Annotated in this window: 18 protein-coding genes; 8 read left to right on the plus strand and 10 right to left on the minus strand. The window is 64.3% G+C overall.

Annotation, left to right across the window (positions count from 1 at the left end; genetic code table 11):
* The coding region (locus B2W22_RS13760; protein ID WP_286938151.1) for a hypothetical protein at positions 1-2,002 on the plus strand (2,002 nt) is incomplete at its 5' end.
* 20 nt (positions 2,003-2,022) lie between these two features.
* Positions 2,023-2,805, plus strand: coding sequence for a DUF6708 domain-containing protein (locus B2W22_RS13765; protein ID WP_286938153.1), 783 nt, complete (start codon positions 2,023-2,025; stop codon positions 2,803-2,805).
* A 252-nt stretch (positions 2,806-3,057) separates the two neighbouring features.
* On the opposite strand, the gene B2W22_RS13770 is transcribed toward B2W22_RS13765, so the two are convergent.
* Positions 3,058-3,432 carry a glutaredoxin family protein gene (locus B2W22_RS13770; RefSeq protein ID WP_175123965.1) on the minus strand — a complete coding sequence of 125 codons (375 nt, stop codon included), beginning with the start codon at positions 3,430-3,432 and terminating at the stop codon, positions 3,058-3,060.
* A 238-nt stretch (positions 3,433-3,670) separates the two neighbouring features.
* On the opposite strand from B2W22_RS13770, the gene B2W22_RS13775 reads away from it, so the two are divergent.
* Positions 3,671-4,735, plus strand: coding sequence for a hypothetical protein (locus B2W22_RS13775; RefSeq protein WP_286938154.1), 1,065 nt, complete (start codon positions 3,671-3,673; stop codon positions 4,733-4,735).
* 167 nt (positions 4,736-4,902) lie between these two features.
* On the opposite strand, the gene B2W22_RS13780 is transcribed toward B2W22_RS13775, so the two are convergent.
* From B2W22_RS13780 to B2W22_RS13805, 6 genes are all read right to left on the minus strand, one after another.
* On the minus strand, positions 4,903-6,186 hold the full coding sequence (locus tag B2W22_RS13780) for an MFS transporter (RefSeq protein ID WP_286938155.1): 1,284 nt from the start codon (positions 6,184-6,186) through the stop codon (positions 4,903-4,905).
* A gap of 134 nt (positions 6,187-6,320) precedes the next feature.
* Positions 6,321-8,345, minus strand: a complete 2,025-nt coding sequence (locus B2W22_RS13785) for an acetyl/propionyl/methylcrotonyl-CoA carboxylase subunit alpha (protein ID WP_286938158.1) — start codon at positions 8,343-8,345, stop codon at positions 6,321-6,323.
* Between the two features lie 182 nt (positions 8,346-8,527).
* Positions 8,528-10,135 (minus strand): carboxyl transferase domain-containing protein, encoded by a 1,608-nt coding sequence (locus B2W22_RS13790; RefSeq protein ID WP_286938160.1) that lies wholly within the window; start codon positions 10,133-10,135, stop codon positions 8,528-8,530.
* Between the two features lie 228 nt (positions 10,136-10,363).
* Positions 10,364-11,545: an acetyl-CoA C-acetyltransferase gene (locus tag B2W22_RS13795; RefSeq protein WP_175137022.1), complete on the minus strand. Its 1,182-nt coding sequence runs from the start codon at positions 11,543-11,545 to the stop codon at positions 10,364-10,366.
* A 35-nt stretch (positions 11,546-11,580) separates the two neighbouring features.
* Complete coding sequence (gene aceK / locus B2W22_RS13800) at positions 11,581-13,461, minus strand: bifunctional isocitrate dehydrogenase kinase/phosphatase (RefSeq protein WP_286938161.1); 1,881 nt, start codon at positions 13,459-13,461, stop codon at positions 11,581-11,583.
* 22 nt (positions 13,462-13,483) lie between these two features.
* On the minus strand, positions 13,484-14,662 hold the full coding sequence (locus tag B2W22_RS13805) for an isovaleryl-CoA dehydrogenase (RefSeq protein WP_286938163.1): 1,179 nt from the start codon (positions 14,660-14,662) through the stop codon (positions 13,484-13,486).
* A 247-nt stretch (positions 14,663-14,909) separates the two neighbouring features.
* Here B2W22_RS13805 and B2W22_RS13810 point away from each other — a divergent pair, with 247 nt between their 5' ends.
* Together B2W22_RS13810 and B2W22_RS13815 are read left to right on the plus strand one after the other, a co-directional pair.
* Positions 14,910-16,085 carry a M20 aminoacylase family protein gene (locus B2W22_RS13810; RefSeq protein WP_286938165.1) on the plus strand — a complete coding sequence of 392 codons (1,176 nt, stop codon included), beginning with the start codon at positions 14,910-14,912 and terminating at the stop codon, positions 16,083-16,085.
* A gap of 57 nt (positions 16,086-16,142) precedes the next feature.
* A complete protein-coding gene (locus tag B2W22_RS13815) occupies positions 16,143-17,114 on the plus strand; it encodes a Bug family tripartite tricarboxylate transporter substrate binding protein (protein ID WP_286938167.1) in 972 nt (323 codons plus the stop codon).
* Between the two features lie 155 nt (positions 17,115-17,269).
* On the opposite strand, the gene B2W22_RS13820 is transcribed toward B2W22_RS13815, so the two are convergent.
* Positions 17,270-17,602 (minus strand): YnfA family protein, encoded by a 333-nt coding sequence (locus B2W22_RS13820; RefSeq protein WP_286938169.1) that lies wholly within the window; start codon positions 17,600-17,602, stop codon positions 17,270-17,272.
* Between the two features lie 5 nt (positions 17,603-17,607).
* The gene (locus B2W22_RS13825; RefSeq protein ID WP_175123956.1) at positions 17,608-17,988 is read right to left on the minus strand and encodes a MerR family transcriptional regulator; all 381 of its coding nucleotides are present in this window, start codon (positions 17,986-17,988) and stop codon (positions 17,608-17,610) included.
* A gap of 73 nt (positions 17,989-18,061) precedes the next feature.
* On the opposite strand from B2W22_RS13825, the gene B2W22_RS13830 reads away from it, so the two are divergent.
* Complete coding sequence (locus B2W22_RS13830) at positions 18,062-19,129, plus strand: MBL fold metallo-hydrolase (protein ID WP_286938171.1); 1,068 nt, start codon at positions 18,062-18,064, stop codon at positions 19,127-19,129.
* Positions 19,130-19,245: 116 nt separating this feature from the next.
* Here the strand turns inward: B2W22_RS13830 and B2W22_RS13835 are convergent, their stop codons facing one another.
* Positions 19,246-19,872, minus strand: coding sequence for a LysE family translocator (locus B2W22_RS13835; RefSeq protein WP_175123954.1), 627 nt, complete (start codon positions 19,870-19,872; stop codon positions 19,246-19,248).
* A 104-nt stretch (positions 19,873-19,976) separates the two neighbouring features.
* On the opposite strand from B2W22_RS13835, the gene B2W22_RS13840 reads away from it, so the two are divergent.
* Complete coding sequence (locus B2W22_RS13840) at positions 19,977-20,696, plus strand: nitroreductase (protein WP_286938174.1); 720 nt, start codon at positions 19,977-19,979, stop codon at positions 20,694-20,696.
* Between the two features lie 58 nt (positions 20,697-20,754).
* Positions 20,755-21,948: a cystathionine beta-lyase gene (metC, locus tag B2W22_RS13845; RefSeq protein WP_175137030.1), complete on the plus strand. Its 1,194-nt coding sequence runs from the start codon at positions 20,755-20,757 to the stop codon at positions 21,946-21,948.
* Positions 21,949-21,969: the final 21 nt, after the last annotated feature.

Here is a 21,969-nt window from a genome sequence, read left to right on the forward strand (position 1 = left end):
TTCCGAGGGCAACATTCAACCGGTCACCGGGCCGTCGGCGCGCGCTTGGGAAGTTTGGATCAAGGATGGTCGGAGCATCGTGTTCAAGACCTTGCTCGCGCTCGACAAAAACCTGATGCAAAGCCTGGTTCCCACGTTCAGCAATCAGGGCGAACTGGATTGGGACGACTTCGGGAAGCTCTACGCCCCGGTCACCAAGATCATTAACAGTAGCGACCTGGGTGAAAAACTCATCTGGCCTAACGTCCAGGACGCGATCGCCAGTGTGCTGGCGGCTTACAACAGTGCGGTGAGCCGACTGGAACTGAAGGTTGATGCCGGCGTGCGCAACGTCGCCACGCGCGTGAACAGCGCATCGCTCTTGCTGTACTCGCGTACGTACCTGACCCAGGTCGCTGTTCAGATGAAGCTGGGCGAGTTTTACACATTAATGTGCAAGCAGATCGGGGAAGACCGAAACAGGCTTTCGGCGGCCATTGAAAAAGCGACCGGTAAGGCGCACAAGCAAGTGCGTTCGGTGCTGACAGCGGGCGTCCTAAGTCTGGCACTGAGCGATCCGAAACTCGCGGAACAGATGGTCGAAGTCGTGTTCTGGGTCGAAGGCAACGCCAATGACTTGCGAAAGCGCTTCGGCGACGTCGTCAAGGATGTTACCCAGCAAACGGGGAAGGTTATGGGAGAGGCTACGCGCCGGGCCGGAGAAGCGCTAAGCGAACTCAAGGTGCTCGCTGGCACGCTGGAGCCGGGGGCACGCAAGGCGTTAGCCGGTCTTCAGCTCAGCGCGTCGCGGGCTGCCGAGCTCGCGCGGTCCGGATTGAGGGGCGCGCGCAGTGCTGCATCCATCGCCCGCGGAACGGTCGGGAGCGCTGAATTGCTGATTGCCGTTGGCGGCACGTACCTACTATCGCAGGGTTTGCGCAAATCGGTTGAAGCCGTGGATGCCACTTTCGGAGCCAAACACGAGGAAGCCGTGCTGGCGGTGTACTCGGCCTCGATCGGGGTGTTGGGGGGAAGTATTGAGGTGGCGGGAATGACGATGAGGGCCAGCGCTGAGCAAGCGAGGAAAGTTCTCCGCGCGCATGCGTCGAGTGTCGGTGCCATCAGTCAGCTCGCGGACGCTGGTAAAGCACTGGCGCGCTTTGGGGGAATACTTGGCGCGGTGTCTGGGGCTGTTGACGCTGTTGCGGCTTTAGCTGCAGCTGGTCGTGCCGGTGATGCTGGCGGTAAATCAGCAAGATCTTGGTACTTCGGTGCTGCAGGATTATCCGTCACAAGCGCGGGCTTTGCGGTGTACGCCCTCTATTCCGCCTCGACGACAATATTGAGTGCCACCTGGGTGCTTGGGCCTGTCGGGTGGGCAATTCTTGCTGGAATTAGTGCGTTTGTCTTTCTGCAGCTTGGTGGGGAGGCTGAGTCGTCTCCCTTAGAACGATGGGCGTATCGTAGTCACTTTGGACTATCGGAGAGTGATAAGTTTGACGACGCGAATTCGGCAGTTTCCGCATTGAATGCGGCGGTTCTTGGGGTCGATGCGCAGGTGGTGTTTGGTTCTATAGTGCGAGCCGTCCACTACGAAGGGAAGGCTGCCGCCATGGGTGGGGCGGAGGGAGGGCCGGCGGTTATACCGCAATTGCAATATCAAATAGTCATGCCTCGCTACGATGTCTCCCGCGTAGCCTTTAAGTGGCGACTTATCGTAAAGCGGTATTCCGGCGAGCAGATTATGGCGTCCGGTATGCACCCACTCGGTGATCCCAAGGCAAGTGAACATAGCATCCCGCTACAGCGGCTGGTTTATGTGCCTGAAAGTAATGCGCCGACTAGCCGCGAGCGCACGGTTACTGCAGTAGAGGAAGGAAAGGAAACCTTCCTTATTGTGGAAGGCTCGATCGAACTCAAAGTTAGTCACGATATCGATGAGGCACGAATCGTTCTAGAGTACCTACCAAACATTCACGACTCAGAGATGATCGCAATCGTGGACGTTTCGGAGGCCAAATGACAACGTCTCCGAAAGCTCTCTTGGACATTCCGACTGCTGGATGGAAAGCTGATCTTCCGCTTCCATGGGCACCACCGGATCATATTTTTCATCCAATCGGCGTCGCACCAAATTACGTGGACGAAATCTACCTTGAGTTGCATACCGCCAAAATATTGAATCGAACGGTGGTTTGCGCTTGTGGCATCTTTATTCTCACGATCGCGTTTCTAATGCTCGTAATGTTGTTGCTTGAGCTTGCAGACGGAGCATATGCATTTAAATCAAATCCATTGGCTTATGTCTTTTTATTGGGAGCAATAATGGTCAGTTTCGTCCTGGGAATAGGCATGTTACGCACAGGTATAGCCGCCCCTCGAGACGAGCCCATTCGTTTCAACCGCAAGCGAGGCAAAGTTTACGTGTACCGATTTCACAGCGGCGGACCGATCTGTCGAAAGGGTTGGGGTGTTCGCCCGGAGGCATTCGACTGGAAGGACCTCCGAGCCGAAGCCTGGAGTCGCAAGGCGCCGACCCCCAGCGGTGTGCCGATTTTCGCGTGGGGCGTGGATATCGCTGTGGTGGCGCCGGGCACCAATCACGTCATTGACCGCTTCCAACTAGCCGGCAGCAACGCCAACGGCGAACACATGTGGGCAATGGCGCGTGCGTTCATGAACCGTGGACCGGAGGCGTTACCCAAGTATCCAAACCCGCCTCGTGATTGGAACAACGATGTGCCGCCCTACCACTTAGCCCTGCGTCTAGCGCCGAAGGTGGAGTGGCCGGCGGATATGGACGTCGAGTCGCGCACGGGGGTGTAGAACGCGTTTATTCATCAGCACCCGAGCCATACCCAAATTATCTTGTCCACCCGAGCAGCAGGCAGAGGGCGAATTCTGTTAAGCCTTCTGCGGAGAAGGTCTATTGGTCAAGCACGATCCCGGAGTATGCGCAAAACCACCCCAAAAGCGGTGATGAAGGATGCTGACGCTGCGGGGAAGTTCCTGGTGCGTTCTTTATACGCCTGAAAGCGGCCTGCCGGATTTTTTGGCGGGCCGTTGCTTTATGTGCGATCAGGCAACGTGGGCAAACCGCTTTTCCAGGTAAGCGATGATGTCGTTGGACTCGTACATCCAGCGCGTGCCCTCGGCGTCTTCGATGCGCAAGCAAGGCACCTTCACCTTGCCGCCGCCCGCCTGCAACGCGGCGCGCGCGTCGGGGTCGTGCTTGGCATCCTTCAATGCAACCGGCACGTTGAGCCGATGCATGGCGCGGCGCGTCTTCACGCAGAAGGGGCAGGCTTGGAATTGATACAGCGAGAGCTCGGCCGCGTCGGCGTTGACGGCGGCCTGGCCTTGCGGCGAGCGCTTCTGCGGACGCGGACGGGTCAGTGCGTCGCCCAGGACAATGATTTGACCCAGGCCGACACGTAGGGCTTTAACGAGCATGAAGGGGGACTCGGAATGTTGAGAGAGGCTGCCAGTCTACTCTGTGCGGCGGCACGGGCACGGGCACGGGCGCGTGTGCGGCGCGGCCCATAGCGCGATGCGGCTTGGCGCATTCCCCGACACTTGCCGCGATATGATGCCCTGGCCGTCTCGCCCGATTTCGCGCTGGCAGGATTCAGCCCGATGGTGGCAGGCGCCCGTTTGTTCAACACCCGAAATCACAGAGGAACGAAGACCGATGACCCTGTTTCGCCGCGTGGTTGCCCTTGTATGCATGTCTGCCCTGTTCGCCCCGCTCGCTGCGTTGGCACAGTCGCCAACGGATCGCGCGCTGGACGCCGAGGCCGCAGCCCTGAGGGAGCGACATCGCGCGAACACCGACAAGCTGCTGGATCAAGCCCGCGAGGACATGGCGCTGGTGGTGATGCCGACCGTCAATTTCGATGCGCAGCCGCAGCGCGATTTTGATGATGCCGCCACGCGGGACCAATTCACGCGCCAGAGCAGCACGCTTTTGCATTGGCAGCATGTGACCGAAAAGGGATACGCGATGACGGTGGGGCAAGGTAAGCACAAGTTCGATGCCGCCGACCTCGGGCCGATGTTTCAGACGACGCGCGGCGGGTTGACGTATCAGGTGATTCCGGTCTGGCCCGGCGAATACCGGCTCAACCGCATTACCTATCACCAGCCGCGTACGGCCTTGCCGGACACGGACGCGCGCGCCAAGTCGATGGATTTTCAGAAAGATCTGGGCATGGCAACGCTGACGGAGACGGCGGATGTCGACTTCAAGAAGACAGGACCCTGGACGCCGCTTGCACCCGGCGAGGATGGGCTGGGCGAAGGCTGCCAGGTCATGTTGCGCTTCGGGGAAGGCTGCAATGAGGCCGCGCGGGAGTATCGCTGGGTCGAGGACGCCAAACGCGCATTCCACGAACGCACGGCGGAGATGGTGCCGGTTGCGGGCGTTGACACCGAGCTGCTCTTCACGCCGTTGGCCACGATCACGCTGAAGGCGGGCGACGTGGTGCTGATGGATGGATTCAAGCTGCCGGACGACCAACCGGTCATGGTCAAGGATTCGTGCGGGGTCTTGGCGCGGGAATGGGTGTGTTTGCTGGAGTCGATGACGCTGGAGCGTCTGCCCGCCAGCATTGAGGATTTTCGGGAGGCGCCTTCTGCTGCGAGTTTTAAGCTGCCTAAGCTGGATGCCGCGTTGAAGGAGCTGGTCTATCGGGAGCCTAAGTATTACTTCGATCCGGCGGCTGGGGCGGCGAATCGGTTTGAGATGAGGAAGTAGGGTTTCGGTGCAAGGCCTAAGCCGGCTGACCAAGGCCGGTGGTCTTGGTTACGGCCTAGTTCCGCGCCAGCAGGCAACAAGATTTTGGCTGTAGGGTCGGTGGCTTGCTCCGGTGTCTGACACCCGTTGAGACGCCGCTACAGATTGATGAGCGTCTCCACAGGGTGTCAGACACCTGCGTTTGACTGGCGCGTTGGCTTTTCCCGACGCAATCCTCGGCCCTGCGCCACCTCATTCCCATTCAACGTCCGAAGCCGCCTCAGCTCCGGGAACCACCGCATCCAAAGTGCAGCGACCGCAATCGTCCCCACCCCGCCGATCACCACGGCGGGGACCGCACCAAACAACTGGGCGGTGAGCCCGGACTCAAATTCCCCAAACTGGTTCGACGCACCGACAAACAAGGTGTTCACCGCGCTAACTCGCCCCAGCATGTGATCGGGCGTATTCAACTGCACTAGCGATGACCGCACGACAACGCTGACCGCGTCCGCTGCGCCCAGCACGACCAGCGCGGCGATCGAAAGCGGAATCGAGGTGGACAGACCGAACACCGTGGTCGCCAGGCCGAACACGATCAGCGAGCCGAATAGCAGCCGGCCGACGTTTTCACCGAGGCTCAATCGCGCCAGCGTCAACGACATCAGCGCCGCACCGCACGCAGGCGCCGCTCGCAAAGCACCAAGCGCCCACGGACCTGCATTGAGAATGTCCTTCGCAAAGATCGGCAGCAACGCCGTCGCCCCGCCCAGCAGCACCGCAAAGAGATCCAGCGACAACGTGCCCAGCAGCAAGCGGCGCTGGAAGATGAACGTAATGCCGCCAAACAGCGTGTGCCACGTGGTGGGTTCTTCACGTGGAGGCGCGCGTTCGATGGCGAGCGTGGCGATGGCGATGAAGGCCGTCATATACAACGCAGCGGCGACGCAGTAGATCCACCCTGCTCCGAGGCTGTAGCCAACGCCGCCGAGCGCGGGGCCGGCGATCTGCGCGATCTGGCCGCCGGATGAGGACAGCGCGGTGGCGCGCGGCAGCCATTCGCGGGGGACGACAGCGGGGATCAGCGTGGACAGGGTTGGCGCTTCGAAGGCGCGGGCCGAGCTCATGATGATGATGGTGGCGTAGATGAGCGTCTTGCCGCCGACGCCGTGCAGCGCCGCAATGGCGAGGACCAGCGTGGCCAGCGCTTCTAGGGCCATGCAGATGGCGACGATCTTGCGGCGGTCGTAGCGGTCGGCGACGTGGCCCACGACGAGCGTTAGCGCAGCCATCGGGAGAAACTGGGCAAGGCCGATGAGGCCCAGGTCGAGCGCGCTGCCGGAGAGCGCGTAGATCTGCCAGCCCACGGCGACGGAGACGATCTGGAACGCCAGCGATGCAGCGACACGGCCGCAGAGGAAATGCAGGAACGGCGGACGGGAAAGCGGACTGGGCGTGTCGGCGGCGGACATGGTGGGCGTGGCGCGGGGGGAAGCGCCGATTCTAGGCGAGGGGCGCTGACGGACAGCTAAACCACGGCGGGCCCCAAAAACAAAACGGCTCCCGGCGCAACCGCCGGAAGCCGTCAGGCGAGCGCAAACCGCCGTTACTCGATCGAGACGAGTTCGGCGCCTTCCGTCACCTGATCCCCCACCCCATAGAACACTTCCCCCACCGTCCCGTCGGCGGTGGCAGAAATGGTGTGTTCCATCTTCATCGCTTCCATCACCAGCAGCGGCTGGCCCTTTTCGACCTTGTCGCCCGCCTTGACCGAGATCGAGATGATCTTGCCGGGCATGGGCGCGGCCAGTCCCGCGCCGTGGTCGCCCTGCGTGTCCTGCGAGTGCGTCAACGCGTCATATAGCTCCAGGACGTGCGAGCCGTCCTCGCGGAAGACGTAGGCGCGGTCGCCGTGCAGGACGACGGTGCCGGCGCTTTCATGGCCTTGCAGGGTGATGCGCAGGCCGTAGGCCAGGTTGGGATTGGCGCTGGCATGCGAGCGCCACAAGAACGGCCGCGCGCCGTCGCCGGTATCCAGCGTCCACGCACCGCCCTGTCGGGCCACGGTGACGTGACGGGTTTCGCCGTTGTCGGTCCATTGCAGTTGACGCCGATACTGGCCGCCTAAGCGCCAGCCGTCGCGCGCGTCCCACGGGTCGGTTGGGCCTTTGCCCGCGCCTTGCGCGCCCGGTTGAGCCAGTCCTTGGCGAACCAACACGGCCGCGGTGGCAAGGGCCTGTGCGTCGGCGTCGGCGGGCTTCGGGTCAGGCAGCAACGTGGCGCGTTGGCGCTCGATAAGGCCGGTATCCAGATCGGCAGCCGCAAAGGCGCTGTCCTTCATCAGCCGCGCCAGGAAGGCGACGTTGGTCTGCACACCGACAGCCTGCGTCTGCGCCAGCGCTTGCAGCATGCGGGCGCGGGCCTGATCGCGGTCGGCGCCGTGCACGATGAGTTTGGCGATCATCGGGTCGTAGAACGGGGTGATGGTGTCGCCCATGCGCACGCCGCCGTCGACGCGGATGTCGCCGTTAGCAAACGCGGTGTGCGGCGGCAGGCCCAGGTAGGCGAGCGTGCCGATGGACGGCAGAAAGCCCTTCTCGGGGTTCTCGGCGTAGATGCGGGCTTCGATGGCGTGGCCGTTGATGCGCAGGTCTTCCTGGCGCGCGGGCAGCGGCTGGCCGGCGGCGACGCGCAGTTGCCATTCGACGAGGTCGTGGCCGGTGATCATTTCGGTGACCGGGTGCTCGACCTGCAGACGCGTGTTCATTTCCATGAAGTAGAAGCGGCCGTCGGGCTCGGCGATGAACTCGACGGTGCCGGCGCCAACGTAGCCGACGGCGCGCGCGGCGGAGACCGCAGCTTCGCCCATGGCGCGGCGGCGTTCTTCGGTCATGCCGGGGGCGGGGGCTTCTTCGATGACCTTCTGGTGGCGGCGCTGCACGGAGCAGTCGCGCTCGAAGAGGTACACGCAGTTGCCGTGCGTGTCGGCGAAGACCTGGATTTCGATGTGGCGCGGCTTCTGCAGGTAGCGTTCGATCAGCACGCGGTCGTCGCCAAAGCTGGACGCGGCTTCGCGCTGGCACGAGGCCAGTGCGTCGAGGAACGCGCCGGACGATTCGACGATGCGCATGCCCTTGCCGCCGCCGCCCGCGCTGGCCTTGATGAGCACGGGATAGCCGATGGCGTCGGCCTGCGATTTGAGGAACTGCGGGTCCTGGTTGTCGCCGTGGTAGCCGGGCACGAGCGGCACGCCGGCTTTTTCCATGAGGGTCTTGGCGGCGGACTTGCTGCCCATCGCGGCGATGGCGGATGCGGGTGGGCCGACGAAGGCGATGCCGGCGTCTTGCGCGGCCTGGGCGAAGGCTTCGTTCTCGGACAGGAAGCCGTAGCCGGGATGGATAGCGCCGGCGCCGGTGTCGCGCGCGGCCTGCAGGATGGCGTCGGCGCGCAGGTAGCTGGCGCGCGGCTCGGAGCCGCCGATGTAGACGGCCTGGTCGCAGGCGGCGACGTGGCGCGAGTTGGCGTCCGCGTCGGAATAGACGGCGACGGTGCGCAGGCCCATGCGGCGAGCGGTGGCGGCGACGCGGCAGGCGATTTCGCCGCGGTTGGCAATCAGCACAGTATCGAACATTGCGTTATCCAAGCTGAGTTTGTTTGTTGACAGCGGTGCGGCGAGGGCACTGCCGCTAAATTTCTAACAACCGTTCCCCGCCTGCACCGGCCCTATCGGGGGCACCGCGGATCCGGCTCCGCCGGTCCGCCAGTGCCGCCTCCTTGAGGGGGCGCGCGAAGCGCGTAGGGGGTGGGTCCCATTCACATCCGGAAGACACCGAACTTCGTGTCTTCAATAGGCGCGTTCAGCGCCGCAGACAACGCCAGACCCAACACGCGGCGCGTGTCGGCGGGGGCGATGATGCCGTCGTCCCACAACCTTGCGGTGGCGTAATACGGATGGCCTTCGCGCTCATACTGTTCGCGGATCGGGGCCTTGAACGCCGTCTCTTCATCCGCCGACCATTGCCCGCCGCGCGCTTCGATGCCGTCGCGCTTCACCGTCGCCAGCACGCTTGCCGCCTGCTCGCCGCCCATGACCGAGATGCGGGCGTTGGGCCACATGAAGAGCATGCGCGGCGAATACGCGCGGCCGCACATGCCGTAGTTGCCCGCGCCGAACGAGCCGCCGATCAGGACGGTGAACTTGGGCACGTTGGCGGTGGCCACGGCCGTCACCATCTTGGCGCCGTGGCGCGCGATGCCTTCGTTTTCGTATTTGCGGCCGACCATGAAGCCGGTGATGTTCTGCAGGAACACGAGCGGGATCTTGCGCTGCGCGCACAGTTCGATGAAGTGCGCGCCCTTCTGCGCGGACTCGGAGAACAGGATGCCGTTGTTGGCGACGATGCCGACGGGCATGCCGTGGATGTGTGCAAAGCCGGTGACCAGCGTGGGACCGAAGCGCGCCTTGAACTCGTCGAACTCGGAGCCGTCGACGATGCGCGCGATGACTTCGCGCACGTCGTAAGGCTTGCGAGTGTCGGCGGGAATGATGCCGTTCAGTTCGCTGGGATCGAAGCGCGGCTCGCGCACAGGGATGGTGGCCAGCGGCTGGGGCCTTTTGCGGTTCAGGCGCGCAACCGCGTTGCGCGCCAGTTGCAGCGCGTGCATGTCGTTGGCGGCCAGGTGGTCGACCACGCCGGACAGGCGCGTGTGCACGTCGCCGCCGCCCAGGTCTTCGGCGCTGACTTCTTCGCCGGTGGCTGCCTTGACCAGCGGCGGGCCGCCCAGAAAGATGGTGCCCTGGTTACGGACGATGATGGACTCGTCGCTCATGGCGGGCACATAGGCGCCGCCGGCGGTGCAAGAGCCCATCACCACGGCGATCTGCGCGATGCCTTGCGCCGACATCTGCGCCTGGTTGTAGAAGATGCGGCCGAAGTGGTCGCGATCGGGAAAGACTTCGTCCTGCTGCGGCAGGTTGGCGCCTCCAGAGTCCACCAGATACACGCACGGCAGGTTGTTCTGCGCGGCGATCTCCTGCGCGCGCAAGTGCTTTTTGACGGTCATCGGATAGTAGGTGCCGCCCTTGACCGTGGCGTCGTTGCAGACGATGACGCACTCGGTGCCGGATACGCGGCCGATGCCGGTGATGACGCCCGCGCCGGGCGCGTCGCCGTCATACATGCCGTGCGCCGCCATGGGTGACAGTTCCAGGAACGGGGTGCCCGGATCGATCAGGTTTTCGACGCGGTCGCGCGGCAGAAGCTTGCCGCGCGCGGTGTGCTTGGCGCGGGCGGATTCGCTGCCGCCCAAGGCCGTCTGCGCCAGTTGCTGGTTCAGATCGTCCAGTTGCGCCTGCATGGCGCTGGCGTTGTCGATGTAGTCCTGCGACCGCGGATTGATGCGGGATTCGATGATGGGCATGGGGTACCACCCGTCCTGCTTGATTGGAATTTGAAGGCGCTCGATAAGAGCGGGTTGTCTCGCTGCCCGGTGGGCCGGGCATTCTTGTCGATTTGGTAAATCAGGATTTCGTTGCGCCTTTCCTGCATGGCCCGCGACCGACCCGTCGCGGTGGTTGCAATGCCAGAAAGGCGCAGCGAAATCCTGCTTGAGACACAGGCCGAAGCCCGTGTCTCAAACGGCAACGGCTTAGACCATTTCGATGGCCATCGCGACGGCTTCGCCGCCGCCGATGCACAGCGTGGCCACACCACGCTTGCCGCCGGTCTTGCGCAGCGCGCCGATCAGGGTGGCCACCAGGCGTGCGCCGGAGGCGCCGATCGGGTGGCCCAGCGCGGTGGCGCCGCCGTGGATGTTGACCTTTTCAGGCGAGAGCTTGAAGTCGGTCATGGCGGCCATGGCGACCACCGCGAAGGCTTCGTTGATCTCGTACAGGTCCACGTCCTCGGCCTTCCAGCCGGTCTTGTTGAACAGATTCTTCAGCGCGCCGACGGGGGCGGTGGTGAACCAGTTGGGTTCCTGCGAGTGCTGCGAGTGCGCGACGATGCGGGCCAGCGGTTTGACGCCGAGCTTTTCGGCGGTGGACGCGCGCATCAGCACCATGGCGGCGGCGCCGTCGGAGATCGACGACGAGTTCGCGGCGGTGACGGTGCCGTCCTTCTTGAACGCGGGCTTGAGCGTCGGGATCTTTTCCGGCATGGCCTTGGTGGGGGCTTCGTCGGTGTCGATCACGGTGTCGCCCTTGCGGCCGGCCACGGTGACGGGCGCGATTTCCCACTTGAAGCTGCCGTCTTCCGAAGCGGCGCGCGCGCGGCGCAGCGATTCCAGCGAGAACGCATCCTGCTGTTCGCGCGTGAACGAGTACTTGGCGGCGCAGTCTTCGGCGAAGACGCCCATGGCCTTGCCCTTGTCGTACGCGTCTTCCAGGCCATCCAGCGCCATGTGGTCGTACACGGTGTTGTGGCCGTAGCGGTAGCCCTGGCGGCCCTTGAGCAGCAGGTACGGCGCGTTGCTCATGCTTTCCTGGCCGCCGGCGACGACGATTTCGGCGCTGCCCGAGGCCAGCAGGTCATGGCCGAACATCGCGGCCTTCAGGCCCGAGCCGCAGACTTTGTGAATGGTGGTGCACGCCACGCCCAGCGGTAGGCCGGCGCCCAGCGCGGCCTGGCGAGCGGGCGCCTGGCCTTGGCCGGCTTGCAGCACGTTGCCCATGATGACTTCGTCGACCTGCTCGGGCTTGATGCCGGCGCGTTCGACGGCGGCCTTGATGGCGACCGAGCCCAGCTCGTGCGCGGCCAAGCCGGACAAGTTGCCCAGCATGCCGCCCATGGGCGTGCGGGCGACGGAAACGATGACGATGGGATCTGACATGACTTGCTCCTGTGAGGGTCGGGACAGCGATTGAGTTACAACACCGCGTTGCCGTTTGAAGGGCGGTCTGCGCGCAGGCGTCTGTCCTTATCGTAAGGGAAAAATTCTTCGATCCGGCCTTGCGCCACATGGGCGCGGCAGGCCTGCCACCAGTCCGGTTCCAGGAGGTCGGCATGGTGACGCATGAAGGCGCCGCGCACGCGCGCGTCGCCCAGCAGGAAGCGGCTGAATTCCTCGGGGAAGACGTCGTTCGGGCCGATGGCGTACCAGGGTTCGGACGCCATCTCCGCTTCTTCATTCGGGGCCGGCGGAATGCGCCGGAAGTTCATCTCGGTCATGCGCTGGATTTCGTCGTAGTCATAAAAGACGACGCGGCCCAGGCGCGTGACGCCGAAATTCTTGTACAGCATGTCGCCGGGGAAGATGTTGGCCGCGGCCAGCTGCCGGATGGCGTCCCCATATTCGCGCACGGCGTGGTCCAGCAGCGCGTCCGGCGCCTGCTGCAGATACAGGTTCAGCGGCGTCATCCGGCGTTCGATGTAGACGTGGCGGATGACGACGGTGTCGCCGGTTTCCTCGATAAGACTAGGCACCAGACGCCGCAGTTCGGTGAGCAGCGCGGGCGCAAAGCGGGCGCGCGGCAGGGCCACCTGTGAATATTCCCAGGTGTCGGCCATGCGGCCCACGCGGTCGTGCAGCTTGACCATCTGGTACTTGCGCCGCACGGTGGCGTGATCCATGCCGTCCTTGTCGATGCGGTCCTTGATGAGCTTGAACACGTACGGATAGGACGGCAGCGTGAACACGCACATCACCATGCCCTTGATGCCGGGGGCGATGTCGAAGGCGTCGCGCGAGTGGGCCAGGTGGTGCAGGAAGTCGCGGTAGAACAGCGTCTTGCCCTGCTTTTGCAGGCCGATCATGGTGTAGAGCTCGGCCTTGGGCTTGCGCGGCAACAGGCTTGACAGAAAATTCACCACCGCAGCGGGCGTTTCCATGTCGACCAGGAAATACGCGCGGGTAAAGCTGAACAGCGTGCTCAGGTCGTCCGCGCCCAGCAGCAGCGCGTCCAGCGTCACCTGCCCCGCCGGATTGCGCGTCAGCGCGATGGCAAAGGGGTAGACGGTGGTCTGGTTGATCAGGCGGCCGACGATGTAGGCGCCCTTGTTGCGAAAGAACAGCGATCCCAGTGCGTGGAGCTGGCAGTCGGTGGCGATGCGCCGGCCGACGTGGCGCGGCAGGACCGCGCGAAGCTTGGACACGGCGGCGCGCGCCAGCAATCGCGTGTCGCGCGGCAGGTCTTCAAAAGGCAGCGCCAGGCCAAAGTCGGCCACCATGCGGATCAGGCTTTTTTCCAGGCCGTCGGTCGCCGGGTAGTACACGCGGTAGGACGGCACGCTGCTGTCCAGATAGTCGGTGGCGACTGCCGGGCGTACGAACAGGAAATCGTTGTGGAAGTAATCGCGGTGCAGCAGCCGGCACGAGACCGAGTTGAAGAAGGTCTCGGCGCATTCGGGCTGGCGGTGTTCGCCCAGGAGGCCGACGAATTCCTGCTTGATCTGCTGCCAGTACGCGGTCTGCGAGTCGGTCAGGGACGGGGCGGCGGCGCCATTGCCGGTGCCGTTGCTCGTACCGTTTCCCCCCACGGCACCCTCGGGCCGCCCGCGCAGCACGCCTTCCAGTTGCGTGGCGCATTCGCGCACACGCATGTCGTAGTACTCGATGCGTTCGCGCGACAGATGCTGGATGCCGTGCCAGTCGCCGGATTCAAACAGCGCCTTGGCACGCTGTGCGCTGTAACGGAACAGCGCGTAGTGCCGGTCAAAGCCGGCCAGGATCAGGCGCGCGACCTCCAGCGGAGACGGCCCCGGGGCGGGAGCCTGCTCGATGTGCTGGATGTCGGACGTGCGGATCATGGCGCGGGCTGTGGATAAGGCGTCAGGCGGTTTCGTTGAAGAGTTCGCGGCCGATCAGCATGCGGCGGATTTCGCTGGTGCCGGCGCCAATTTCGTACAGCTTGGCGTCGCGCCACAGGCGGCCGACCGGGTATTCGTTGATGTAGCCGTTGCCGCCCAGGATCTGCACGCCCTCGCCCGCCATCCACGTGGCCTTTTCGGCGGTGTACAGGATGAGCGCGGCGCAGTCCTTGCGCACCTGGCGCACGTGGTCGGACCCCAGTTTGTCCAGGTTCTTGCCGACCTGATAGCAGAAGGCGCGGCTGGCCTGCAGCGTCGTGTACAGGTCCGCGACCTTGCCCTGGATGAGCTGGAATTCGCCGATGGCCTGGCCGAACTGCTTGCGGTCGTGGATGTAGGGCACCACCACGTCCATCACGGCCTGCATGATGCCCAGCGGTCCGCCGGACAGCACGGCGCGTTCGTAGTCCAGGCCGCTCATCAGCACCTTTACGCCGCCGTTGACTTGGCCCAGCACGTTTTCTTCGGGGATCTCGCAGTCCTGGAACACCAGCTCGCCGGTGTGGCTGCCGCGCATGCCCAGCTTGTCCAGCTTCTGCGCCACGGAAAAGCCCTTGAAACCCTTTTCGACCAGGAAGGCGGTGATGCCGCGCTGGTGGGCTTTGGGATCGGTCTTGGCGTAGACGACGAGCGTGTCGGCGTCCGGGCCGTTGGTGATCCACATCTTGGTGCCGTTCAGCACGTAGCGGTCGCCCTTCTTTTCCGCGCGCAGCTTCATGCTGACGACGTCGGAGCCGGCGCCCGGCTCGCTCATGGCCAGCGCGCCGACGTGTTCGCCGGAGATCAGCTTGGGCAGATACTTGGCCTTCTGGGCGGCGGTGCCGTTGCGGTTGATCTGGTTCACGCACAGGTTGGAGTGCGCGCCGTACGACAGGCCGATGGAGGCGCTGGCGCGGGAGATTTCTTCCATGACGACCATGTGGGCCAGATAGCCCATGTTGGCGCCGCCGTATTCCTCGTCGGCGGTCATGCCCAGCACGCCGAGGTCACCGAATTTGCGCCACAGGTCCATGGGGAACTGGTCGCTGCGATCGACTTCCGCGGCGCGCGGCGCGATCTCGGCCTGCGCGAAATTGCGGACGGCGTCGCGCAGCATGTCCAGGTCTTCGCCCAGGTCGAAGTTCAGGCCGGGAAGATTCATCAGTGTCTCCGTGATAGTAGGTGCTTACATTCATGAACCTGCGCGGGCGTGTCTTGGCCGCCGTCGCGGGGTGATCCATGATGCGCCGTTCATCCGGCGCTGCGCAATGATGCAATGCAAATATTACGTTTACGTAAACGTAAATTGGATGAGGGTTATCCCTAGCGCGTGGCGCACTGCTGCGACAGGAACGATGGGCAATACTTGATATGACCCTTTAATCCTGAAATATCCGACGGAGTCAGCTGTGCTCGAACTTTCCAATCTGGACGACATCGTGGCGTTGCGCCGTGACATTCATATGCACCCGGAGCTTTGCTACGAAGAGCACCGCACGGCCAAGGTGGTGGCCGATACGCTGCGCGGCTGGGGCATCGAAACGCATACCGGCATCGCCAAGACGGGCGTGGTGGGTGTTATCAAACGGGGCGCATCGGACCGGGCCATCATGCTGCGCGCCGACATGGACGCGCTGCCCATGCAGGAAGAAAACCAGTTCGAGCATCGCTCGCGCCACGACGGCAAGATGCACGGCTGCGGCCACGACGGCCACACCGCGATGCTGCTGGCTGCGGCGCAGCATTTGCAGACGGCGGGCGGCTTCGACGGCACGGTGTACCTGTGCTTTCAGCCGGCCGAGGAAGGCGGCGCGGGCGGCCGCGCGATGATCCAGGATGGCCTGTTTACGCGCTTTCCGTGCGAGGCCGTGTTTGGCATGCACAACTGGCCGGGCTTGCCGGCCGGTGCGTTCGGCGTCTGTGCCGGTCCCATGATGGCGGCGGCCAACGGCTTCAAGATCACGGTCAAGGGCAAGGGCGGTCACGCCGCCGCGCCGCAGGACTGCAATGACCCGGTGCCGGCACTCTTTGCCATCGGCCAGTCGCTGCAGACGATCCTGACGCGCAGCAAGCGTCCGCTGGATGCGGCGGTGCTGTCGATCACGCAGGTTCAGGCGGGCGGCAGCGTCATCAACGTGATTCCCAATACCGCATGGCTGGGCGGGTCGGTGCGCGCGTACAGCACCGACGTGGTGGACCTGATCGAGCGGCGCATGCAGGAGATCGCACCCAGCATTGCCGCGGCGCATGGCTGCGAGGCGGAGGTGTACTTCGAGCGCCGCTACCCGGCGCTGGTCAACACCGTGGCCGAGACCGAATTCTGCATGGGCGTGATGCGCGAGCTCGTGGGCGAGGACCGCGCGCTGACCATCGAACCTGCCATGGCGTCGGAAGACTTTGCGTTCCTGCTGCAGGAAAAGCCGGGGTGCTACGTGTTCCTGGGCAATGGCGACGGCGAGCATCGCATGGCGGGCCACGGCCTGGGTCCGTGCATGCTGCACAACGCCAGCTATGACTTCAATGATTCCTTGATTCCGGCGGGGGCGTCGTACTGGGTTCGCCTGGCGCAACGCTACCTCGCCTGATGTGCTTTACCGCAGTCTGTTTCACCCACGCAGTGCTACGCAAATCACCAGGACGATATGAAAAAGAAGACGTTGTTCATCAAGGCCGCGGGGGCGGCCCTGGCAATCATGGCAAGCGGCGCGATGGCGCAGAGCTGGCCGGCCAAGCCCGTTACCGTGGTCGTGCCCTACACGGCCGGCGGCAGCGCCGATGCGATCGCGCGCCGGTTGGGCGACGCGCTGCGCAAGGAAGCCAACATTACGGTCATCGTTGAGAACAAGCCGGGCGCGGGCGCCTCGGTGGGCACGGACTACGTGGCGCGCGCGCAGCCGGACGGCACCACATTGCTGCTGGCCTCGACCAGCCCGCTGACGATCTTTCCGCATCTGGCCAAGACCAATTACGACCCGATGAAGGACCTGACGCCGGTGGCTAGCGTGGCCGTGGCGCCGGTCGCCATCGTGGCGACCAAGGCGTTGCCGGTGAAGGATTTTGCGGGGCTGGTGGAATACGCCAAGTCGCATCCCGAAGGCGTGCGTTATGGCACGCCGGGCCAGGGCACGGTCGCGCATATCGGCATGGCGGCGGTCACCGCGCAGACCGGCACCAAGATGCTGCACGTGCCCTACCGCGGCAACAGCCAGGCGCTGACCGACGGCCTGGGCGGCGTGGTGGAACTGCTGGTGGTCAACAGCGACGTGGTGCTGCCGCACGTGGCCAACGGCGCGCTCAAGCCGCTGGCGGTGATGGCGCCGCAACGTCTGGCCGCGTGGCCCGACGTGCCGACGATGGCCGAGCTGAAGCTGCCGCAGGCGCAGTACTACTCGAACTTCGGCATCTTCGCGCCGGCGAATCTGCCGCCCACCGTGGCGCAGCCGTTGCAGGCCGCGTTGACCAAGGCCGTGGCCAGCGCCGAGTTCCAGGAACTGCTGGCCAAGTCGTTCCTGCAGCCGGGTACGGCATCGGGTGAGGCGTTTGCCAAGCAGGTGCAGGCCGAGTTCACGAACAACGCCCGCATCATCAAGGAAAGCAATATCAAGGCGGAATGATCGGCGGTTTGTAATGGCACTTCAGCGCGGCGGCGGTCGATCCGCCGCGTGAAAATGCGCCGAGGCGCAGCCTGCGTCAAAGACCAGCACCAATGCGAAGCGCGCGGCCCTTTACGGGAACGCGCGCTTTTTCTTTGCTTGTCCAGCCGGCCGGATCAGGTCCCGCGCGGCCCGAACATGATCACCAGCATGCCGGACAGGCACAGGCCCACGCCGATCCAGTCGCTCGCGCTGGGCCGCACGCCGTCCACCGCCCACAGCCACAGCAGCGCCATGCCAATATACACGCCGCCGTACGCGGCATAGACGCGGCCGGACGCCGTCGGGTGAAGCGTCAGCAGCCACGCGAACAGCGCCAGGCTCAGCGCGGCGGGCGCGAGCAGCCAGATGGAGTGGCCCTTGCGCAACCACAGATAAGGCAGATAGCAGCCGATGATCTCGGCCAGGGCAGTCAGGACGAAAAGCCCGATGGTTTGAAAAACAGCCATGCGGACTACGGCTTCTGCGCCAACAGGACGCGGCACTGGCGTTCCTGCTCGCTGATTTCCTGAAGGGTATCGTCGATGTCGCGACGCTGCTGCTCGAGCGTGACGCGATGCTGTTCCAGCACGGACAGATACTGGCGCAACTGCACCTCGGTGTCGCCGGGTCCGTCATACATGTCGATCAGCGTCAGGATCTCGGACAGTTGCAGGCCCAGCCGTTTGCCGCGCAGGGCCAGTTTCAGGCGCGTGCGGTCGCGCGGTCCGAAGATGCGGTTGCGGCCCTCGCGCGCCGGGCTGACGATCCCCTGGTCTTCGTAGAAGCGGATCGTGCGGGGCGTGACGTCGAACTCGCGGGCGAGCTCGGAGATGGTCCAGGTTGACGGGGACATGCGACGTGTGGCAGTTTACGTAAACGTAAATTATGATGACTTGACGTGATCGTCAAGCGTGGAGCGAGAGGCAATGAACCCCAACGAACAGAAGCTTCAGTATCCCTGGGCCGATTTTCAGCCCGAGGCCGGCCGCGCGCATGCGGTGGCGGAGGGCGTCAAATGGATCCGGATGCCGCTGCCGTTCGCGCTGGATCATATCAACCTCTGGCTGCTGCGCGACAACATCGACGGCCAGGAGGGCTGGACCGTCGTCGACTGCGGTATTTCGCGCGACGAAGTGAAGACGCTGTGGGAAGACGTGTTCAAGAACGAACTGGACGGCCTGCCCGTGCTGCGCGTGCTGGTCACCCACATGCATCCGGACCACATCGGCCTGGCCTACTGGCTGTGCGAGCGCTGGAACGCGCGGCTGTGGATGACGATGACGGACTACATGGTGGCGTCGCTGTGGTCGTCGCGCCGCACGGATGCCGGCGCGGGGCCGGGCGGCCAATCGGCGGTCGAACACTTCGCCCGTCACGGCCTGACGGACCCGGACGCGCAGGAACAGATCCGCCAGCGCGCCAGCTATTTCCCGAACTTGGTGCCTGCCGTGCCGTCGCGCTATACGCGCATCATGGACGGCGATCAGGTGCGCATCGGCGGTCGCAATTGGCGTGTGATTGTGGGCTACGGTCATGCGCCGGAACACGCGTCGCTGTTCTCGCCCGATCTGGGCGTGCTGATTTCCGGCGACATGGTGCTGCCGCGCATTTCCACCAACGTCAGCGTGTTCGACTACGAACCCGACGCGAATCCCCTGCCTTTGTATCTGCGGTCGCTGCACGGCTATGACGGCCTGCCCCGCGACACGCTGGTGCTGCCGTCGCACGGCCGCCCGTTCAAAGGGCTGCATGAGCGCATTACTCAGCAGCACGAGCATCATCGTGATCGGCTGGCCGAGGTGCTGGAAGCCTGTGCCGTGAAGCCGCAATCGACATCCGACATCGTGCCGGTGCTGTTCAAGCGCAAGCTGGATCTGCATCAGCTGACGTTCGCGATGGGCGAGGCGCTGGCGCATCTGCATGCGTTGTACTTCGAAGGCAAGCTGACGCGTGTGCAGGATGCCGATGGCATCGTGCGGTTCAAGGCGGTTTGATTGGCGGTGATGGGCGGCCGGGGGATGCGAGCGTTGCTGCTCGTGTCCGGCTGCCGGTGTCCCGCTGATCGCTTGCCGTCGCTGGTGATCAGCGCCAGCGCGACGATTAGCGGTGTCTAGCGGGAAGCCGTCGCCAGCCTGACGGCCAGCCCGACGAACACCAGCGCGGCAATGCGATTCAACCAGCGCTTGGCCGTGACCGAACGCTGCAGCAATTCCCCGAACGCCCCCGAGAAGAACGCGATCGCGCCGAACACCAGCAGCGTCGACACGATGAACACCGCGCCCAGTTGCATGGTCTGCAATCCGACCGGCCCGAGCCGCGGAGACGTGAACTGCGGCAGGAAGGCGAAGAAGAACAACAGCACCTTCGGATTGGTGAGGTTCATGACGATGCCGCGGCGGTACAACGCGCCGGGCCGCATGGGTTCGGGACGTTTGCCGTCTTCGGATTCGACGGGGGCGCGCAGGATCTGCCAGGCCAGATACGCCAGATAGGCCGCGCCCGCCAGCTTTAGCACCGTAAACGCCACGGGCGACGCGGCAAATACTGCGGCCAAGCCAACCGCAACCGCCGCCGTGTGTCCCAGCAGTCCCGTGCACAACCCCAGCACCACGAACATGCCCGCCTTGCGTCCCCAGATGGCGGACTGCATCAGCACAAATAGGTTGTCCGGCCCCGGCGTCAGCGCCAGCAGCACGGCAATGCCAAAGAATGCGATCAGGGTGTCGAGGGGCAGCATGGAGTCTCTTCGGTATCGGACCGCGGATGCAACGGGCGGGACGGTGGCGGACAGCAAGTGGCATGATAAGGGCAAAGCCGACCACGACAGGAGACAGTTTGATCATGACCGTTGCCGCTCAGAACGCCAATAACACCGATAACGCCAACAACGCCCTGCCCGATACCGCGCTCGAGGACTGGCTGCTTGCCCGCCACAGCTGCCGCGCCTTTCTGCCGAAGCCTGTGCCTCGCACGACCGTCGAACGCATATTGACGCTGGCGCAGCGCACGGCGTCCTGGTGCAACTGCCAGCCGTGGCAGGTGGCGATCACTGAAGGCGACGGCACGCGGCGCCTGCGCGATGCACTGGAGCGCCGCGCGCAGGTCGAGGGTTTCACGCCCGACTTTCCGTTCCCGCGCGAATACCGCGACGAATACCTGGCCCGCCGCCGCGAATCCGGCTTCCAGCTGTACGGCGCCGTCGGCGTGCCGCGCGGCGACCGCGACGCCTACCGGCGCCAGGAGATGCGCAACTTCGCCCTCTTCGACGCGCCGCATGTCGCGATCATCACGACCGACGAGGCGCTGGGCGAATACGGCGCGATGGATTGCGGCGGGTATGTCGCCAATTTTCTGCTGGCGGCGCAGGCCAATGGCGTGGCGACCGTGGCGCAAGCCTCGCTGGCGATGTATCCCGAGGTCTTGCGCGAAGTGCTGGGCATCGCACCTGGCCGGCGCGTAGTCTGCGGCATCTCGTTCGGCTTCGAGGACACGGCGCATCCGGCCAACAGCTATCGCACCCGGCGCGCGGATTTGTCCGAGACGGTCCAATGGATCGGCTGAAATTCCGGCCGCGTCCTGATATGGTTTGGTTTTCCCGGTTTTGACGCACCTCTACAAGATGCCTACCAAACACATCGATACGGTTCTCCAGCACGCGGGCACCGCCCCGTTCAATCCCGAGACCGGCACGGCGCCGGTGCCGCTGCCGCCCATGCGGGCCAGCACGGTGCGCTTTGCCAATATCGCCGCGCTGGAAAACGCGCAGCGCAGCAAGGCGGCTGGCGGCCGCGCGTCCACGTACGGGCGCATGGGCATGGACACCCATGCCGCGCTGGAAGAGGTCTTCACGCAGCTGGAAGGCGGCACGCACTGCTATCTGGCGTCCTCGGGTCTGTCGGCCATGACGATGGTGATGATGGCGCTGTGCTCGGCCGGCGACCATGCGCTGATCTCCGACAGCGTGTACGGCCCGATGCGCGAGCTGGACGATGCGGTGCTCAAGCGCATGAACATCGAGATCACGTACTTTGCCGCGGGTGAAGACGTGGACGCTTTGGTGCGGCCCAATACCAAGCTGCTGTACGTGGAATCGCCCGGCTCGCTGCTTTTCGAGATGCTGGACATGGGCGCCATGGCCGCCATCGCGCAGCGCCACGGGCTGGTGCTGGCCACCGACAACACCTGGGGCTCCGGCTATATCTATCGGCCGTTGACGCTGGGCGCGCAGGTCTCGGTCATCGCCGGCACCAAGTATGTGGGCGGACACTCCGACCTGATGCTGGGCGCGGTGGTCACCAACGACGAAGGCATTGCCCGCAAGCTGAACCGCACGCAGTATGCGATGGGTTATTCGATCAGCGCCGACGACGCGTGGCTGGCGCTGCGCGGCGTGCGCACCATGCCCATCCGCATGGCGCAGCATGCGCGCCACGCGATGCAGGTATGCGAGTTCCTGGATTCCCGTCCCGAGACCGTGCGTTTGTTCCATCCGGCCTGGCCCAAGGATCCCGGCCACGAATTGTGGAAACGCGATTGCACCGGGTCGAACGGCATGCTGTCGGCCGAACTGGCCCTGTCCCCGGCCGCCGCGCGCCGCTTTGTCGATGCGCTGACGCTCTTTGGCATCGGCTTTTCGTGGGGCGGCTATGAAAGCCTGGTGCAGCTCGTGTCGCCGAAGGATCTGTCCAAGCACGGCTATTGGGGCGAAGGCGAGAACCCGGTCGTGCGCCTGCACATCGGGCTGGAGTCGCCCGAGGACATCATTGCGGATCTGACGCAGGCGTTTGAACAGGCTGCGGCAGTCAAGGAATGATCGCGCAGTAAGCGCGCGCAA

Source organism: Achromobacter sp. UBA4530, from assembly GCF_002388205.1.
In the GTDB taxonomy this organism is placed as follows: domain Bacteria; phylum Pseudomonadota; class Gammaproteobacteria; order Burkholderiales; family Burkholderiaceae_B; genus Achromobacter; species Achromobacter animicus.

What these genes read in the sequence shown, in the direction of transcription:
- B2W22_RS13770 (WP_175123965.1), bottom strand. Translation starts at nt 3,432, where the DNA reads ATGCTCGTTAAAGCCCTACGTGTCGGCCTGGGTCAAATCATTGTCCTG.
- B2W22_RS13775 (WP_286938154.1), top strand. Translation starts at nt 3,671, where the DNA reads ATGACCCTGTTTCGCCGCGTGGTTGCCCTTGTATGCATGTCTGCCCTG.
- B2W22_RS13780 (WP_286938155.1), bottom strand. Translation starts at nt 6,186, where the DNA reads ATGTCCGCCGCCGACACGCCCAGTCCGCTTTCCCGTCCGCCGTTCCTG.
- B2W22_RS13785 (WP_286938158.1), bottom strand. Translation starts at nt 8,345, where the DNA reads ATGTTCGATACTGTGCTGATTGCCAACCGCGGCGAAATCGCCTGCCGC.
- B2W22_RS13790 (WP_286938160.1), bottom strand. Translation starts at nt 10,135, where the DNA reads ATGCCCATCATCGAATCCCGCATCAATCCGCGGTCGCAGGACTACATC.
- B2W22_RS13795 (WP_175137022.1), bottom strand. Translation starts at nt 11,545, where the DNA reads ATGTCAGATCCCATCGTCATCGTTTCCGTCGCCCGCACGCCCATGGGC.
- aceK (WP_286938161.1), bottom strand. Translation starts at nt 13,461, where the DNA reads ATGATCCGCACGTCCGACATCCAGCACATCGAGCAGGCTCCCGCCCCG.
- B2W22_RS13805 (WP_286938163.1), bottom strand. Translation starts at nt 14,662, where the DNA reads ATGAATCTTCCCGGCCTGAACTTCGACCTGGGCGAAGACCTGGACATG.
- B2W22_RS13815 (WP_286938167.1), top strand. Translation starts at nt 16,143, where the DNA reads ATGAAAAAGAAGACGTTGTTCATCAAGGCCGCGGGGGCGGCCCTGGCA.
- B2W22_RS13820 (WP_286938169.1), bottom strand. Translation starts at nt 17,602, where the DNA reads ATGGCTGTTTTTCAAACCATCGGGCTTTTCGTCCTGACTGCCCTGGCC.
- B2W22_RS13825 (WP_175123956.1), bottom strand. Translation starts at nt 17,988, where the DNA reads ATGTCCCCGTCAACCTGGACCATCTCCGAGCTCGCCCGCGAGTTCGAC.
- B2W22_RS13830 (WP_286938171.1), top strand. Translation starts at nt 18,062, where the DNA reads ATGAACCCCAACGAACAGAAGCTTCAGTATCCCTGGGCCGATTTTCAG.
- B2W22_RS13835 (WP_175123954.1), bottom strand. Translation starts at nt 19,872, where the DNA reads ATGCTGCCCCTCGACACCCTGATCGCATTCTTTGGCATTGCCGTGCTG.
- B2W22_RS13840 (WP_286938174.1), top strand. Translation starts at nt 19,977, where the DNA reads ATGACCGTTGCCGCTCAGAACGCCAATAACACCGATAACGCCAACAAC.
- metC (WP_175137030.1), top strand. Translation starts at nt 20,755, where the DNA reads ATGCCTACCAAACACATCGATACGGTTCTCCAGCACGCGGGCACCGCC.